The sequence below is a fragment of the Marinobacter sp. UBA3607 genome, assembly GCF_002375525.1.
Lineage (GTDB): Bacteria > Pseudomonadota > Gammaproteobacteria > Pseudomonadales > Oleiphilaceae > Marinobacter > Marinobacter vinifirmus.
In genome coordinates this window covers 41936-58127 of sequence record NZ_DFLY01000035.1, presented here as the reverse complement: position 1 = coordinate 58127, position 16192 = coordinate 41936, and the positions used below count along the sequence as shown (strand labels likewise).

Below are 16192 nucleotides of genomic sequence, written 5' to 3'. Positions count from 1 at the left end.
AGAATCAGTTTGCAGCCTGCACGCGATCAAGCACCTGCCCTTCCATGGCTTCCAGCCCCGGCGGTACCGGCGGATACCATTTGATGTTGTTGATGGCGGCTTCATCGAAGCTCAGGCGATAGGCATCCCGCAGCTCGGCTTTCACAAACTCGTCGGCATCTTTCGAGGCGGTGAAGTTTCCAGACGCATTGGTAATTTTCGCCGCAATCTCCGGCTGCATCACGAAGTTGATCCACTTGTAGGCGGCCTCTTCGTTCTCGCTGCGGCGGGGAATGGCAAAGGTATCAATCCAGCCCAAAGCACCGGATTCCGGGGCCACAAAGCGGATCTCGGGGTTTTCTGCGTTCAGCTTCCAGCCACCGGCATCCCAGGCCATGGCGGCGGTCACTTCACCGGTACGCAGCAACGACAGCAACTGGTCGCCGCCGGTCCAGTAGGTTTTCACGTTGGCCTTGCAGTCGATCAGCTTGTCTTCCACTTTCGCCATGATGGACTGGTACTCATCGCGATCGTTATAGGCAGCAAACGGGTCCATGCCCATGGCGAAGGCAAAGCCCATCAGCGTCGGGCGCTTGAGCCGGTAGCTGACCTTGCCGGCCACCGCCGGGTCACACAGATCGGTGTAGTCGGTGACGGTATCTGCCACCGAGCTGTGTACGATCAAACCACTGGTACCCCAGACAGACGGCACCCCGAAGGATTGGCCGTTCAGGGCTGTCGATTCCCGGGTGGCCTTGACCATCGACGGCTGCAGCTGATCGGTATTAACCCGGCTGTAGTCGATGGGCTTGTAGATGTTGAACTGGCGCTGCACGCCCACGATGCGATCCTGGCTGGGCTGGGCCAGGTCGAAACCGGCGCCGCCGGTGGCCCGCAGCTTGGAGATCATGTCTTCGTTGTTGGACAGGGTAATTTGCACATCGATGCCGGTCTCTTCTTCGAACTGGGCCACCACCTCATCCGGGGCATAGCCGCCCCAGGTGATCAGTCGAAGTTCTTCAGCCAGAAGGTTACCGGAGGCGGTCGTGGCGGCCAGCAGGGTGGCCAGTGCTGATATCCGTGTCTTGCGCAGTGCCATGTTCATTCATTCCCCTGAAACAGTGTTATGCGGTTTCGCTAACGTTTTGTTATCAGGAAGTTATAGACCATGTATTTCAGTTTTGTGAAACCCGGATGCAAAAACGGAGGCCGAAGCCTCCGTTTTTTTGATCGCTGATACGCCAGGAAAGGCTTACTGACCGGACTTCAGCATTTCCCAGTACTTGGCGTACACCTGCAGCGCCTCGTCACCAATGTCGGTCTGGAACTCGGCATTGATCATGTCGGTGGCGTTCGGATAGCTGGCACGGTCATTTGCCACAGAGTCATCCAGCAGTTCCCGGGCAGCCAGGTTCGGTGTGGCGTAGCCGATCTCTTCGCTGATAAGGGCAGAGATTTCCGGCTGCAGCACAAAGCTGATGAACTGGTGGGCGGCTTCCGGGTTCCTGGCGTTCTTCGGAATCACGAAGCTGTCCAGCCAGGCGATGATGCCTTCTTCCGGATACACATACTCCAGGGACTCAAGGGTGTCACGCCCCATCACGGCTTCGCCGTTCCAGATCATGCCCACGTCGGTTTCACCTTCCAGGTACGGCATGCGCGGGGCATCGGAGTTGAAGGTCCGTACAGACGGCATCAGCTCGGTCAGCTTCTCGTAGGCTTCCTCGATTTCCTTGGGATCCGTGCTGTTACCGGAGTAACCCAGAACCCGCAGGCCTACGTGGAAGACTTCACGCATGTCGTTAGTCAGCATCACCCGGCCTTCAAAGCGCTCATCCCACAGGTCTGCCCAGGCGGTCACTTCGCCGTCCACATCAGCCGTGTCCACGCCAAGGCCGGTGGTGCCCCACAGGAACGGCACGCTGTACTGGTTGTCCGGATCGACATCCAGGTTCACCAGTTCCGGGTCCAGGTTGTCGAAGCCTTCGATCTTGCTGTGGTCGACAGGCATCAGCAGGCCTTCCTGGCGCATCTTGCTCACGTAGTAGGTAGACGGCACGGCCAGGTCATAGGCGGCGCTCTCGTCCAGCAACTTCAGCCGGGCGTACATGGCTTCGTTGCTGTCGTAGGTGGTGTACACCACCTGGATACCGGTTTCCTCGGTGAAGCGGTCCAGAACTTCCTGGGGCATGTACTCAGACCAGTTGTACAGGTTCAGTACCTGCGGCTCCTCGGAACCACTGCAGCCCGCCAGGCCCAGTGCCAGCGCGCCGGCCAGTGCCAGTTTCTTCATCGTTTGCTCCTTAACAGTATCCATTGAGACAAGATCAACATGACCAGTGAAAACACCAGCAACAGTGTGCCCAGGGCATTTACCTCGGGTTTCAGGCCTACCCGCACCATGGAATAGATGCGCAAAGGCAGAATTTCATAACTCGGGCCACTAACGAAGGTGCTGACCACCACATCATCCAGTGACAGTGTAAACCCCAGCAGCCAGCCTGCCAGTAATGCCGGCATGATCACCGGGATAAGCACGGTGCGGGTCATGGTGAAATCGGAGGCACCCAGGTCCCGCGCGGCTTCCGGCAGGCGCTCGTCAAAGCCGCTCAGGCGCGCCATCACGGTAATCACCACAAACGGCAGGCAGAAGGTTACGTGGGCCAATAGCAGGGACACGTAACCCAGCTGCAGCCCCACCAGTAGGAACAGGGCCAGCAGGGAGATGGCCAGCACAATCTCCGGCGACATCATCACGATAAACAACATGCCGTTGAGCACCTTCTTGCCCCGGAACCGGTAACGGTGCAGGGCCAGGGCGGTGAGCGCACCAATCAGGGTAGACACGGTAGCCGCAGACAGCGCCAGCCACAGGGAATTCCACATGGCCTGCACCATGGCCCGGTTGTTGAACAGGGCTTCATACCAGCGCAGGCTCAAGCCGCCCCATTCGTAACCGGTGCGGGATTCGTTGAAGGAGAACACCACCAGCACCACAATGGGCACGTACAGCAGCAGGTACACCAGGGTCAGGTAGGTGCGGGGCAACCAGCGGTTCATACGCCGTCCTCCCCGATCCGCCGTTTACTCAGCCGGTGGGCGAACATCAGGAACGCCATCGCCAGGGTCAGCACAATGCTGGCGGCCGCACCGAAGGGCCAGTTGCGGGCGTCCAGGAACTGGTTCTTGATCACGTTACCTACCAATAGGTTGCGGGAGCCCCCCAGGATGTCCGGCACAAAGAACAGCCCCATGGCCGGCAACAATACCAGCATCACACCCGCCAGCACGCCGGGCAGGGTCAGTGGCACAATCACATGGATGAAGGTGGACAACCGGCCGGCCCCCAGATCGTGGGAGGCCCGCAAATAGTCTTCCCGCAGGTCATCAAACACCGCGTACAGCGGCAGGATCATGAACGGCAGCAGCAGGTACACCAGCCCGACAATTACCGCACCCTCGGTGTAGAGCATCTTCAGGGGCTCTTCAATCAGGCCCAGGGACATCAGGGCGTTGTTGAGCAAGCCGTTGGTGGCCAGCAGCAATTTCAGGGCGTAGGTACGCACCAGCGAATTGGTCCAGAAGGGCACAATCAGCAGGAAGATCAGCAACACCTGGCGCTGTTTGGGCACCTTCGACAACGCCCAGGCAAAGGGATAACCAATCAACAGGCAGATCAGCGTGGTCATGGCGGCCATGTACAGGGAATGCAGGAACACGTCCAGGTACAGGGGATTCAGCAACTGCCGGTAGGCATCCAGGTTCAGGGGCAGCGATATGAACGAGCCCGGGTCCCGGGTCATCACACTGGCACCCACCACCAGCAGGTTGGGGGTGAACACCAGGAACAGCAACCAGCCCCACACCAGCACCAGCACCGCCGCACGGAACGGCTGCTGCCTGACGCTACCCATCAATCGGCTCTTCTTCAGTAATATCGGTGTGTTCTTCCGGCAACAGCCATTCCCAGCCGTCTACCCAGCTGACCTTCACCGGCTCGCCCAGCCGGTAATCAAAGGTGGGGTCGTCTTCATCGAAGAATTCCGATGCCAGCACTTCGGTGCCATCGCTCAGGTGGATGACCGAATCCAGGGTGCTGCCCTTGTAGTTACGCTCCACCACCTTGCCGGCCACGCCGTCTTCATCCTCCGGCGCCAGCACCCGGATATCTTCGGGGCGCAGCAGCACGTGCAGGCCCTGCCCTTCTGTAACCGGGAAGTCGGGTTTGCGGAAGGTGCGCTTCAGGCCGAACACGTCCACGGTGATGGTGTCATCGCCGTTGGCGGCATCCACCCGGCCCGGGAAGAAGTTGGTTTCGCCCACAAATCGGGCGGTAAACAGGTTGGCAGGGCGTTCATAGACCTCGCGCGGGGTGCCCAGTTGCTGGATATGGCCGTCTTTGAGCACCACCACCCGGTCAGACATCGACAGCGCTTCTTCCTGGTCGTGGGTGACGAACACAAAGGTAATGCCCAGCTCCCGCTGCAGCCGCTTGAGCTCCACCTGCATGGTGCGACGCAGCTTGAAGTCCAGGGCAGACAGGGGTTCGTCCAGCAGCAACATTTTCGGCCGCTTTACCACCGCCCGGGCAATCGCAACCCGCTGCTGCTGGCCGCCCGAAAGCTGATGCGGTTTACGCCGGGCAAAGTCTTCCAGCTGCACCATGGCCAGGGCTTCTTCTACCCGCTGCTGGATTTCCTCTTTTGGCCGCTTCTCCATTTTCAGGCCATAGGCCACGTTGTCGAACACCGACATATGGGGGAACAGCGCGTAGTTCTGGAACACCGTATTCAGCGGACGGTGCTCCGGCGGCGTATGGGTCAGATCCTGCCCGCCAAGGGTGATGGACCCTTCATCCGGGTGCTCGAAACCCGCCATCATCCGCAGCAGGGTGGTTTTTCCGCAACCGGACGGCCCTAACAAGGTAATGAACTCGCCATCGAATATCTCGAGATCCAGCGAATCCAGTACTTTCTTGCCGTCAAATTGCTTGGTGAGATTGCTCAGAGATAGCAGTGTCTGTTTCATCGGCCCTGCCCAAAGTTTGAGCGGCGTATTTTTCCAGAAACAGCCCCGAACAGAAAGAGGCGCGAGGGTTTCGGATTACCCTCACGCCTTTTTTGTTCCAGCCTGCTGAAACGGATACTTACTGATCAGCCACGCTGTTCAGGTAAGCCTTGTCGGAAATGTTAGTCCACTTGCGCACGCCCGCCAGGTATTCACGGATAGACGTGATGATTTCCCGGGCCAGCGGATCCTTCTCGGCTTCCTCTTCGAGCAACCGGTGAGTGGTCTCGCGCAGGGCTTCAATCACTTCCGGCGGGAACACCTTGTGGGTTACCTCCGGATAGTCTTTCTGCATGCGGTTCCAGGCATCGGCGCTGTCGTTGGTGCTCTTGGCATACATGTCATAGGCAGCGGTACGCATGGCTACCCGCAGGATTTCCTGCAGGTCTTCCGGCAGTTTGTTCCAGGTTTTCTGGTTAACCAGGAACTGCACTTCCGCGCCCGGCTCCTGCCAGCCTGAGTAGTAGTACTTGGCAATCTGGTGGAAGCCCATGGGGAAGTCCAGGGCCGGTGCTACCCATTCCAGCGCATCAATGGTGCCACGATCCAGTGCCGTGTAGAGCTCACCCGGCGGCAGGTTGGTCACCGACACACCCAGCTCTGCCATCACCTCGCCGGCAAAGCCCGGGGTACGCATTTTCAGGCCCTTGAGGTCTTCCAGGGAATTGATTTCCTTGTTGAACCAGCCACCCATCTGGTTACCGGTGTTGCCGCCCGGGAACGACAGCAGGCCGAAGGGCTCATACACTTTCTGCATCAGCTCCATGCCGCCACCGTAGTAGAACCAGGCATACTGCTCGGGAGCCAGCATACCGAACGGCACGGTGGTGAAGTACATGGCGTTGGGGATGGAGCCCTTGTAGTAATAAGAGGCGGTGTGGCCCATGTCGTACTGGCCGTTACGCACCATGTCGAAAATGCCGAAAGGCGCCTTGTGCTTGTTGGCAGAATCAATGCGAACATCAATCCGGCCGGCAGACATCTTCTCCACCATGTCTTCAAAGTGCTTGGTGGTCTCGCCAAGAATGGGGGAATTCGGGCCCCAGGTTTCGGCCAGGCGCAGGGTATATTTCTCGGCCAGGGCCGACGAACTAAAGGCCGCCACAGCAACCGCTGCCGCCGCCAGGAGTGTTTTACGGATGTGCATGGTGTTGGCTTCCGTTATTGTGTTATTGGTCTGAACTGTTCAGGGAACGGTAAAACATGATACCTGCGGCAGCCCCCTACGCCAATCCGGCGCCGTCATGTAAACGACTTGCAGCTGTGCCACACTGACCGCTGACCGAGTGCACAATCAGGACGAGCACCATGAAGCACCTGTTTCTTATCCGCCACGCAAAATCCAGCTGGGCCGATGAAAGTCTGGCCGACCGGGACCGCCCCCTGAACAACCGGGGCGAGCAGCAGCTGCAGCCTCTGGGCAAGGCCCTTCAGCGGCTGGAGGTGTTCCAGTCGAGCGACGTCTTTGCCAGTGATGCAACCAGGGCCCGGCAAACCGCCCGGGGCATTCTGCCCGCAGACCTGCCCGAAGACCGGTTTCATATAGACCCGGGCCTCTATACTTTCGACTTCAAACGTCTTCTGGAGTGGCTGAAAAAGCTGGACGACAGCACTGAACGCGTTGTTGTCATCGGTCATAACCCCGCGTTACAGGAGCTGGCCGACTGGCTGGCGAAGCACGCGCCGATGGCCCTGCCTACCGCCAGCTTCCTGCACATTCGCCTGCCCGGTAAGCACTGGCGCAAGCTCGATAAAAACTCCGGCACACTGGAACACTTTCTCATACCCAGAAACTACAGTTACCGGGAATTCGAACGCAAACACCGGAACCCGATAAAGCGACCAGCGCCAGGCGCCATTACCGACCTTCCGGCTACCCTGCAGCTTCAGGCTGAGCGCCTGAAACAACTGGAGCCGGGCGTGATACTCGGGCTGGATGACGAATTCCTGCACCAGTACCGCATTGCCCTGCGCCGCAGCCGGGCCCTGGCCGAAGCCATTGCTGAAGTAAGCGGCACCACCCGACTGCGCCCGGCCGTTGCCCAACTCAAGCGGCATGCCCGGGCAACCGGCCGGCTGCGGGACCTGCACGTATTCCTGGCGGACTTGCCTGCGCTGTGTCCGGATACCCCGGAGTTACGTGCGGCACTGGAAACCTGGGCCGGAGGCAAGGCCGCCAGCCGCCAGAAACGCCTGGCCAAACGCCTCGGCAGCGTCCGCTACCGCAACAGCCTGCACAGCTGGGAAAGCGAAATAGACTCCGGCAAATTTCGTAAACTGGTATCTGGCCTCAGTGGCGGAGACATCCGCAAGGCCATTCTGAAACGGCTGCGCAGTTTCAACCGGGGGACGGCAGAACTGCTGCATACCGCTCCGGATGAAGATTTCCACAAGCTGCGCAAGCAACTCAAACGCATACGCTATTTAATGGAGCTGGACCCCGGGGCGAGAAAGCAGGACCTGAAAACCCTCAGAAAGCGGCAAGACCTTTACGGCCGTTTCCAGGACCTGCACATACAGCTGGAACTGCTGGAACAGTTCCGGAAAGATGCCCCGGAAACCCTGCCGGAGGCGGTTGCCGGGATCATTGACTTGATCGGGCAGGAAAAAGCCGACACCCGCCGCCAGATTCTGGCTATGGGCGGGCTCGGTCTGGGCTGAGCTGGAATCAGATACGCACCATGCGAGCTTCAAGCAACAGGTTGGGGCCCAGCTTGGCCACCTTGACCTGCTCCGGGTTCAGGCCCAGGTCTTCCAGGGTCTCGTGGATGTCGTCCAGGGCTTCGTTCCGGGGTGCCGCCAGCAGCAGTTCCCGAACCGATTCCAGGACCATCTTCACCGGCACGGTCATAAAGTAAACCGAGATCACCAGCATCATCACCGGGTCGGCATACACCGCCAGTTCTGACCACTGGCTGCGCTCAAGCATCCAGGCAGCCGCAAAGCCGATCATGACGGCGGCACTCAGAGCGCTGTCCATCAGCCACTGGCGTTGTTCGGCTTTCACCAGCCCCGAATCATTGCGGAAACTCGACCAGCGCAGGTAAACCCACACAGACAGGCAGCCCACCACGTTCACTGCACCAAAAATCATCGCCATATCCGCAGCAACGGCCCGGCCACCCTGGAGCAGCGACACCACGGCAGAGGCCAGTGACAGCACGCACACCAACCCGATCACCAGGCCTTTCACGGCAATCACCAGCGGCTCCACCGCACCCATTCCGAACGGATAGTCTTCATTGGCGGGCCGGCGCACCAGGCGGGCGGCATAGAGTGACAGCAGCGACAGCCCCAGACTGATCAGGGAATAAGCACCGTCGAAGAGAATAACCAGTGAATCGACCCAAAGGCCCCAGGTAATGCCGGCGAGGGCAAACAGGCCCGCACCCACGGCAGATAACGTCAGCGCCAGATTTTCCCGCGCCAGAGAAGTAAACATTTTGACCTCCTGAGAATTGCCGGCCATATTATCGGCATCATTCAAAAGGCGTGAGTCGCTGAGCGACGGAAAATCCGTCGCATAGGTAAGCCCATGAAAACCTCCCAGATCAAAACCTTCCTTTCCGTAGTGCGCAACGGCAGCGTAGCCGCCGCTGCCCGGGAGCTGAACCGCAGCCGCACTACAGTCAGTACCGTGCTGGCATCGCTGGAAGATGAGCTGGGCGTGGAGCTGTTCGAGCGCAGTGGTAACCAGCTGCACCTGACCGCCATTGGCCAGTCCATCCTTACCGACTGCCGGCGTTTCGACCAGGTGGCCGGCCAGATACTGGCCCGCTGCCAGCATCACCTGAGCGGGGCGGAATCGGTACTGCGCATTGCCCGGGACGACTCCATTCCAGAGGACATCTGGCGGGATATCCTGCGCCGGCTGAAACAACGCTTCCCCCAAACCAGCCTGTCGATCTATCTTGCCCCTCCGCGAGAGCTGCCCTCGCTGGTCCGCAACCAGTCGGTGGATGTCGCCTACGGCCTGATGCCGGAGTTGATGAATGAGGGCTATCAATGGTTCCGCGAGCTGGCTGACGTGCGCATGCTGACTGTGGCTGCGCCAGAGCATCCGCTTAGCCAACTGAAACGGGTAACCCAGGACGACCTGATCAGCCACACCGAAATCACTATTGCCTACATGCAGGATTCAGTGCTGGTGGCAGACTCGCCGGAAACCGCCAATTACCTGGCCTTCACCCAGTACGAGCTGATACGGGACGCGGTGATTGACGGCGCCGGCTGGGCCGACTTGCCGTTACCTTTGATTGCAGAGGCGTTAAGAAAGGAACAGCTGAAAACCATCCACCATCGAAGTGCCCGCTGGTGGAAGGTATTCAGTTCACTGGAATCGGAACAGGCGCAAGGGGGCGCCGTGGTGGGCTGGCTGGCCAACGAACTTGAAGCCTATCTGGAAACGCTGGCCTAGGCCTGAGGGCCTTGCGGCAGCTCCGGGCGCTCATCCGCCGGCGCGCCGTTGTCGCATTTCACACAGTCCAGCTCGAACCCCAACATGGACTGCCGCCCCTCTACCGTAACAACCCAGGGCCGGTTCACCCAGGGCGGATCATGGCGCACATGCTGGTTATGCCCACACGCCAGCTGGGCTACCCAGTGGTTTTCATCGTCTTTGTGATAGCCGGTGATGGGCTGTTTCATGTCAAAACCTCACACCGGCTATCAAACGCTATGCCGGCCTCAGAAACGGAATTCAGGCCCGACGGAGAAGATGTGGATATCCGACTCCAGGTTATCAAGGACATCATCACCCACATTCTGCAGGTAGTCCCACTCCAGCCGGAGGCCGAAGGACTCGGTAAAGTCGATGGTCGCGCCGGCGCCAGTGCGGAAAGCCAGGCCAGATTCATGTTCCGAGCCCTTAATCCCATCCGACCCCAAGGTCAACTGCGCATCCATATCCTGACGCCAGAACTGCAAGCCAGCCTTGGCAAACAGCCGAACCGGCCCAAACTCAGGGGTAAAGATAAGCAAAGAGCTGTCGAACATGTGGTAAGAGGCATCAAAGCCAAGGGACGCGACTCCGGATTCTGAGGCTTCCACCGACGTTTCATCGATATAACGATAGCCTGCTTCAAATGCCAGATACTCATCGAAGAAACCGCCGGCGTATAGCCGACCACTCAATGCAGTGTCATCACAGTCCACACCGGACAAGCCGGACAGACCGTCACAAAAATCCTTAACCTCAGCCTGCCCCAGACTGATACCCGCATAGCCTTGCTGTGCCAGCGCCACGGAGGCAGAACCAGACAACGCAACACCGGCTACCAGAGAAGCCATCAACTTACCTGTTTTCATCATTTCATCCTTACCAAAGAAAGGTTTAACCAACGAATGATAAGGATGGTACCTGCAGAGCCGACATAAACCTGCCTTTACTCTGCATATTTTTCAGGATTTTACACAGTGCGTGCCCGCCCCACCCACGCAGACCACGAGTAAAGCGCCAGCGCTACCCAGATCATCACAAAACTGACCAGCTTTGCAGTGCTCAGTGGTTCATGGAAGATATAAAGCGCGATCAGGAACTGGATAGTGGGGTTAATGTACATAAGAAAACCCACGGTGGAGAGCTTCAGCCTGCGCGCCGCACCTGCGAAGGCCAGCAGGGGAATGGCGGTGACTGCACCGCTGGAGAGCAGTAATAACGTGCTGTAGGTGCTATCGGTAAAGTGCGAAAGATTCTGCGAGGACAACCAGGCCAGCGTCAGCAACCCCAGCGGCAGCAGCAACAGGGTTTCCACAAACAGGCCGGACAGGCCATCCAGTTCCACCTTCTTGCGTAACAAGCCATAGGTGCCAAAGCTGAACGCCAGCGCCAGGGTTATCCAGGGCAGCTCGCCCAGCAGGAAGAACTGGTAGAGGATGGCAACGCCGGCCATCACAACCGCCACCACCTGCAGGCGGGAAATGCGCTCACCGAGTATCAACAAGCCCATAGCGACGTTTACCAGGGGCGTAAGAAAGTAGCCCAGGCTGGCCTGCAGCACATGGCGGGTTTCCACGGCGTAGATATAGATACCCCAGTTAGCAGCAATAAACACCGAGCAGCCCAGCACAAAGCCCAGATTTTTCGGCTGTTTCAGGGCTGCGGTGACTGGCGGCCAGCGCCGAAGCAGGGAAATCACGACCGCCAGGAACAGGCATGACCAGATCACCCGGTGGATGAGTACCTCCCAGGCCGGAATACCCTCAAACAGGGCAAAGTACAGGGGAAAGCTGCCCCACATGGTGTAGGCCGCCAGGCCATAGGCCACACCCTTGCCGGTTTCCGGCGCTGTATTGGTCATAACAGGTTCATCCGTTCAGGCAGCAGGATTTGTACTTTCGCCCGCTACCACAGGGGCAGGGCTCGTTACGGCCAGGCTTGAGGGTGCCTTCGCTGGTTTCACCGGCCACGTAGAACCAGTACCCGCCTTCTTTTGCAAAGTCCGAGTGTTCTTCCAGGTATCCCCAACCAGATCCTGTCCGGTAGATGGCCCGAAAATGAACCAGGCCTTTCGCTCCCTGCTCACCGGCACTGAAAATCTGCAAAGCTGTCCACTCGGGAGAGCCGTCCAGTGACAAGCTTTCCGGGCGGGTGTCCGGGTGCCAGGTAGCCAGCAGGTAGTTGCTGTCTCCGGTTACAAAGGCTGTGAAGCGGGAGCGCATCAGGGCCTCGGGCGACGGTGCAGGCGCACCGGCATGCCAACGACCACAGCAGGCGGAATAAACCTGGCCACCGCCACAGGGGCAAATCTGGCCGTCATTAGAATCAGACATAGTCAATTACCACAATCGGTATCAATTTCAGTACAGACAGCCTGTGTATAAAAAGGCCATACTGCAGTGATGACAGGGAACAGTACAAACGAAAACAACGCAATGAAATCAGGTATCCCCTCTCTCAACCTGCCTGCCGATGCAGGCCTTCCTGCCTCCGGGACCACTCCGGCGGCCGGGCTTCAGGCTGTACTCGATAACCTTGATGCCCTGGTTTACGTTTCCGACTTCCAGACCCACGAGTTGCTGTATATGAACGCCTACGGCCGGCTGGTGCGACTGGAAATTGCCACCGATATATCACCCGGCGCAAGCAAGTGGAACTGGAACTCCAGGAGGCTCACCAGCAAGCCCGGGCCGCAGCCCTGGAAGACGAGCTGACCGGTCTTCACAACCGCCGCGCCTTCTACGAGTTTGGCGGGCAATTGCTCCGCCACGCCAAGCGCCATGCCAGCCCGCTGGCCATGGTGATGATGGACCTGGACTACTTCAAGCAGGTTAACGACACCTATGGCCACGATGCCGGCGACGAGGTGCTCCGGCAGATCGCCCGGCTGCTGCAGAACCGGGTTCGGGAATCGGACATTGTCGCCAGGCTGGGGGGCGAAGAGTTCGCGCTGCTGCTGCCGGACACCACGATAGGCGAAGCCATCGAACTGACGGAGCGGATGCTTGAAATGCTCAACGAGCTGGTCATCCACCACAAAGGCCGTTCCATTCACGCCAGTGCCAGCTTTGGCATTACCCGCCTCATTGTGGGCGACCAGACCCTGGAAGACCTGATGCACCGGGCCGACCGGGCACTCTACCAATCCAAGGACCAAGGCCGGGGCCGGGTCAGCACCTGCTCGGACTGACCCCGCTTCCGGGTTTACGGACGCTCGTTATGGCCGCTTGGTAACCGCCATGGTCAGGCGCGAGATGCAGGTTACCTTGCCCTGTTCGTTCTCCAGCCGGATTTCCCAGACCTGGGTCGCACTGCCGATATGCAGGGCACGGGCGGTGCCATACACCCAGCCGCCGGTCACCGGGCGGATGTGGTTGGCATTGATATCGAGCCCTACAGCCACGGTGTTCTTGTCTTTCAGGCAACAATTGGCCGCCATACTGCCGAGCGTTTCCGCCAGCAATACCGACGCGCCCCCATGCAGAATGCCAAACGGCTGAACCGTGCGTTCATCGACCGGCATGCGGCCTTTCACATAGTCGTCACCGACCTCAAGGTATTCAATGCCCATGTGACTGACGGCAGTTTTCTGGCTGTGTGCCATCATCTGGTCAAGATCGGGGGTTACTGTCCATATTGCCATGGTGGAATTTCTCCGGATTGAACTTTAGGCTCTTATAACTGTCAGCAATGAGTCTATACAGGTAGCATGCTCATAACCAAACCTTTATAAGGCATTTTTGCAGCAAGACCAATCAGACCAAACGCAAACCATACGAGAGGGACCTGAAATGAAGAAAACAAGTTTCGTAGCCGCCGCCGCTCTGGCACTGTCTTTCGCCATGCCGGCAAGCGCCCAGATGAGTGTTGAAGACCAGATTGAAGCCCGCCAGGCAGCCTACCAGTTCATGTCCTGGAACATGGGCAAGATCAAGGCGCAGGCGGTCGATGGCGAGGTTGAGTTCAACGCCGACCAGATGAAAGCCGCAGCCAATGCCATTGCCGCAGTGGCCAACTCCGGCATGGGCGCACTCTACAGCCCGGATTCCACCCTGGACAAAGCCGAGAACACCCGCCTGAAGCCTGAGTTTTTCGAGCAGCCGGAAAAAGCCCGTGAAGTGGGCATGAACTTCGGCCGTGAAGCCAACAAGCTGCAAGAAGTTGCTGCTAGCGGTGATAAAGCCGCCCTGGCGCGCCAGTTTGCTGCCGTGGGCGAGACCTGCAAGGCCTGCCACGACAACTTCCGCGCGAAGTAAGACTGCCCCGGGCTTACCACCCCAGGTTCTGGGGTGCGGGCTCCGGTGCCGGTGGCGGCGAGACAAAGCTGCCACTGGCACCGACAACCACAATCCCCGCCAGCACCAGTGAAATCACAAACGCTACCGCACCACCGCCCCGGGCATCTTCCGCCAGACCCTTCTCAACCGGCTTTTTACCGGTAATCATCGGCTTCAGCAGATTGTCTTTCTTCACTTTCGAATACAGCACTACGGCTGCCACATGCAAAATGACCAACCCGTACAAGAACCATTCCGTCAAACGGTGCCAGCTGCTCAGGGTATCGCTCCAGGCCGATGACACCAGCGGCGTCAGTGGGCCGTTAAAGGCAATTTCATCGTTGGCGAACAGCCCGCTTGCCGCCTGGAAGCCGAACAGGCCGATCAGCGCCAGCACGGAAAGCGCCCCCAGCGGGTTGTGGCCTACCCCCTGCCAGCGTCCGCGCAAATAATCGATGATGGCTCCCGGCCCACGAACAAAGCTGGCAAACCGGGCATAGGTAGAGCCGGTAAAACCCCAGATAATACGGAACGACAAAAGCCCGACTACTGCCAGGCCAAAGCGTTCATGCCAGTTAATCGCGCCCGATTTAATACTGATCACGGCACCCACAGCCGCCAGTACCAGCAACCAGTGAAACAGGCGTATCGGTAAATCCCATAACCGAATGGTTGTCATACGAGTTCCTTATGCTCACAACAGGTTCTGCCTCAAGACAACCGTGAGCATACTAAGTTCCGTTAATGGTGGGCAGACCGGGATCAAATTCCGATAAGGGAGGGGCTCCCGACAGGCGTGTCAGGGAAGCGGCTGTTCCAGGTACTTCAGCACCAGGTTCTCCCGGATGCCTTCACGCTCGATCAGCTTCAGGGCAGCCCGGATATCATCGGCATAGCGAACGGCCGGTGATTGCCCGGACACCACAATCCAGGATCGCTCCCCCGGCACAAAAAACGGTGAGGCCCGGGCCTCAATACCCAGATTCTTTGCTGTGTACAGCCCTACCAACTCCGGCGCAACGACCACATCCACCCGGCCCTTCTGCATCATCAGCATCAGGTTTTCATAATGGGCAGCCGAGGCCCTCATCAATTCCGGGTCTTTATCGAACCGGCTGAAATAACTACCACCTTCCAGTAAGCCGATGGTTTTGCCATAAAGGTCCTGGTAGCGATCTACACGATTGGCGTCATCCAGGTAGAAAAACAACCGCCGCTCAGGCGGGAAGGCCGGCGCCACAAACTCCATCCACTGCTCCCGCGTGCCGTTACGCACCAGGCCCAGCATCATGTCGATCTCGCCCCGGTGCAACATCAGCTGAAGCCGGCGAAACGGCGCTTCCCGGTATTCGACATCCCAGCCTAGGCGATTGGTCATTTCCTCGAATATATCCAGGTACAGCCCGGTCTTCCGGCCCGGCTCCAGGATCCGGTAAGGTGGCGCGTGATCCACTCCGACCACCACCGTCAACGGCTCCACGGTTTCTGCCCCTTGCTGCGACCATGCAGGCACTGCAGCCAGCACGAACAGGCACAGCATGGCTGCCTTGATGAGCGTTACCTTCATTGCGGACACTTTCCCTGACCCATTGAGCAATATGTAACCAGAGTATAGACACTCCGGGCATCCATTCCCGTCTTGTTGCCGTAATTCCTGTTGAAATTTACATCCCGGGCACCACTACCTGTAGAGTAACGCCCGAACAAACTCCCCGATTCCCGACAGGAGGATCGACCGATATGAAAATTCTGATGGTACTGACATCCCACGACCAGATGGGCGACACCGGCCATAAAACCGGATTCTGGCTGGAAGAATTCACCGCGCCCTTTTACGTATTCAAGGATGCTGGCGCGGATATCACCCTGGCCTCTCCCAAAGGCGGCCAGCCGCCGGTAGACCCTAACAGCGAAGCCGAAGACGCACTCACTGATTCCACCCGACGCTTCATGGCAGATACCCATGCCAAGGAAATGCTGGCCAGCACCAAAAAACTGGCCGACGTGGACATGAACCAGTACGACGCCATTTTCTACCCCGGCGGCCACGGCCCCCTGTGGGACCTGGCGGAGGACGAGAAGTCTGTCGCCCTGATCAAAACCGCCTACGAGCAGGACAAGGTGATCGGTGCCGTGTGCCACGCCCCGGCCGTGTTCAAGAATGTGTTCGTTAAGCCGGACCAGAACATCGTCGGTGGCCGCGAAGTTACCGGCTTCAGCAACACCGAAGAGGAAGCCGTGCAGCTCACCAACATCGTGCCCTTCCTGCTGGAAGACATGCTCAAGCAGAACAACGGCCGCTACAGCCGCGGCGATGACTGGGCACCGCACATTGTGGTGGATGGCAAGCTGATTACCGGCCAGAACCCGGCATCTTCAGAAGGGGCCGCCAAGGCTGTGCTGCAGGCGCTGCAGGAAGGCTGACGTCCCG

At 58.7% G+C, this 16192-nt stretch carries 20 protein-coding genes; 6 read left to right on the top strand and 14 right to left on the bottom strand.

Annotated elements, in window-relative coordinates; genetic code table 11:
• Window positions 1-4 precede the first annotated feature (4 nt).
• The 6 genes from B2589_RS13745 to B2589_RS13720 form a co-directional block, all read right to left on the bottom strand.
• Window positions 5-1078 carry an extracellular solute-binding protein gene (locus B2589_RS13745; protein WP_286817003.1) on the bottom strand — a complete coding sequence of 358 codons (1074 nt, stop codon included), beginning with the start codon at window positions 1076-1078 and terminating at the stop codon, window positions 5-7.
• A 153-nt stretch (window positions 1079-1231) separates the two neighbouring features.
• The gene (locus B2589_RS13740) at window positions 1232-2272 is read right to left on the bottom strand and encodes an extracellular solute-binding protein (protein ID WP_286816976.1); all 1041 of its coding nucleotides are present in this window, start codon (window positions 2270-2272) and stop codon (window positions 1232-1234) included.
• Window positions 2269-3039 (bottom strand): spermidine/putrescine ABC transporter permease PotC, encoded by a 771-nt coding sequence (potC, locus tag B2589_RS13735; protein ID WP_022990627.1) that lies wholly within the window; start codon window positions 3037-3039, stop codon window positions 2269-2271. Before potC ends, B2589_RS13740 begins: the two co-directional genes overlap by 4 nt.
• Entirely contained in the window at window positions 3036-3893 is an 858-nt protein-coding gene (gene potB, locus B2589_RS13730) for a spermidine/putrescine ABC transporter permease PotB (protein ID WP_022990626.1), read from the bottom strand. The genes potC and potB overlap by 4 nt, the downstream gene beginning before the upstream one ends.
• Window positions 3886-5007 (bottom strand): spermidine/putrescine ABC transporter ATP-binding protein PotA, encoded by a 1122-nt coding sequence (gene potA / locus B2589_RS13725; protein WP_232901711.1) that lies wholly within the window; start codon window positions 5005-5007, stop codon window positions 3886-3888. The genes potB and potA overlap by 8 nt, the downstream gene beginning before the upstream one ends.
• A gap of 118 nt (window positions 5008-5125) precedes the next feature.
• Window positions 5126-6193, bottom strand: a complete 1068-nt coding sequence (locus B2589_RS13720; protein WP_286816975.1) for a TRAP transporter substrate-binding protein — start codon at window positions 6191-6193, stop codon at window positions 5126-5128.
• A gap of 161 nt (window positions 6194-6354) precedes the next feature.
• Here B2589_RS13720 and B2589_RS13715 point away from each other — a divergent pair, with 161 nt between their 5' ends.
• Window positions 6355-7707 carry a CHAD domain-containing protein gene (locus B2589_RS13715; RefSeq protein WP_286816974.1) on the top strand — a complete coding sequence of 451 codons (1353 nt, stop codon included), beginning with the start codon at window positions 6355-6357 and terminating at the stop codon, window positions 7705-7707.
• A gap of 7 nt (window positions 7708-7714) precedes the next feature.
• On the opposite strand, the gene B2589_RS13710 is transcribed toward B2589_RS13715, so the two are convergent.
• Window positions 7715-8488 carry a cation diffusion facilitator family transporter gene (locus B2589_RS13710; protein WP_286816973.1) on the bottom strand — a complete coding sequence of 258 codons (774 nt, stop codon included), beginning with the start codon at window positions 8486-8488 and terminating at the stop codon, window positions 7715-7717.
• Between the two features lie 93 nt (window positions 8489-8581).
• Here B2589_RS13710 and B2589_RS13705 point away from each other — a divergent pair, with 93 nt between their 5' ends.
• Window positions 8582-9463, top strand: coding sequence for a LysR family transcriptional regulator (locus B2589_RS13705; RefSeq protein ID WP_286816972.1), 882 nt, complete (start codon window positions 8582-8584; stop codon window positions 9461-9463).
• Here the strand turns inward: B2589_RS13705 and B2589_RS13700 are convergent.
• The 4 genes from B2589_RS13700 to B2589_RS13685 form a co-directional block, all read right to left on the bottom strand.
• Window positions 9460-9693 carry a DUF3565 domain-containing protein gene (locus B2589_RS13700; RefSeq protein ID WP_286816971.1) on the bottom strand — a complete coding sequence of 78 codons (234 nt, stop codon included), beginning with the start codon at window positions 9691-9693 and terminating at the stop codon, window positions 9460-9462. The two genes, B2589_RS13705 and B2589_RS13700, sit on opposite strands and share 4 nt — an antisense overlap.
• Before the next feature lie 39 nt (window positions 9694-9732).
• Window positions 9733-10335 (bottom strand): outer membrane beta-barrel protein, encoded by a 603-nt coding sequence (locus B2589_RS13695; RefSeq protein ID WP_286816970.1) that lies wholly within the window; start codon window positions 10333-10335, stop codon window positions 9733-9735.
• Between the two features lie 119 nt (window positions 10336-10454).
• Entirely contained in the window at window positions 10455-11345 is an 891-nt protein-coding gene (gene rarD, locus B2589_RS13690; protein ID WP_286816969.1) for an EamA family transporter RarD, read from the bottom strand.
• Window positions 11346-11352: 7 nt separating this feature from the next.
• Complete coding sequence (locus tag B2589_RS13685) at window positions 11353-11817, bottom strand: YchJ family protein (protein WP_286816968.1); 465 nt, start codon at window positions 11815-11817, stop codon at window positions 11353-11355.
• A gap of 102 nt (window positions 11818-11919) precedes the next feature.
• Between B2589_RS13685 and B2589_RS13680 the strand changes: the two genes are divergently transcribed.
• A complete protein-coding gene (locus B2589_RS13680) occupies window positions 11920-12198 on the top strand; it encodes a hypothetical protein (RefSeq protein ID WP_286816967.1) in 279 nt (92 codons plus the stop codon).
• Entirely contained in the window at window positions 12135-12674 is a 540-nt protein-coding gene (locus B2589_RS13675) for a GGDEF domain-containing protein (protein WP_286816966.1), read from the top strand. Before B2589_RS13680 ends, B2589_RS13675 begins: the two co-directional genes overlap by 64 nt.
• A gap of 27 nt (window positions 12675-12701) precedes the next feature.
• Here the strand turns inward: B2589_RS13675 and B2589_RS13670 are convergent, their stop codons facing one another.
• Complete coding sequence (locus tag B2589_RS13670) at window positions 12702-13127, bottom strand: hotdog fold thioesterase (RefSeq protein ID WP_022990615.1); 426 nt, start codon at window positions 13125-13127, stop codon at window positions 12702-12704.
• Between the two features lie 148 nt (window positions 13128-13275).
• On the opposite strand from B2589_RS13670, the gene B2589_RS13665 reads away from it, so the two are divergent.
• On the top strand, window positions 13276-13740 hold the full coding sequence (locus B2589_RS13665; protein WP_286816965.1) for a c-type cytochrome: 465 nt from the start codon (window positions 13276-13278) through the stop codon (window positions 13738-13740).
• Window positions 13741-13753: 13 nt separating this feature from the next.
• Here B2589_RS13665 and B2589_RS13660 read toward each other — a convergent pair whose 3' ends face one another.
• Window positions 13754-14440 (bottom strand): cytochrome b/b6 domain-containing protein, encoded by a 687-nt coding sequence (locus tag B2589_RS13660; RefSeq protein WP_286816964.1) that lies wholly within the window; start codon window positions 14438-14440, stop codon window positions 13754-13756.
• Window positions 14441-14560: 120 nt separating this feature from the next.
• Window positions 14561-15328 (bottom strand): substrate-binding periplasmic protein, encoded by a 768-nt coding sequence (locus B2589_RS13655; protein ID WP_286816963.1) that lies wholly within the window; start codon window positions 15326-15328, stop codon window positions 14561-14563.
• Window positions 15329-15501: 173 nt separating this feature from the next.
• Here B2589_RS13655 and B2589_RS13650 point away from each other — a divergent pair, with 173 nt between their 5' ends.
• Window positions 15502-16185 carry a type 1 glutamine amidotransferase domain-containing protein gene (locus tag B2589_RS13650; protein WP_286816962.1) on the top strand — a complete coding sequence of 228 codons (684 nt, stop codon included), beginning with the start codon at window positions 15502-15504 and terminating at the stop codon, window positions 16183-16185.
• The last annotated feature ends 7 nt before the right edge of the window (window positions 16186-16192 follow it).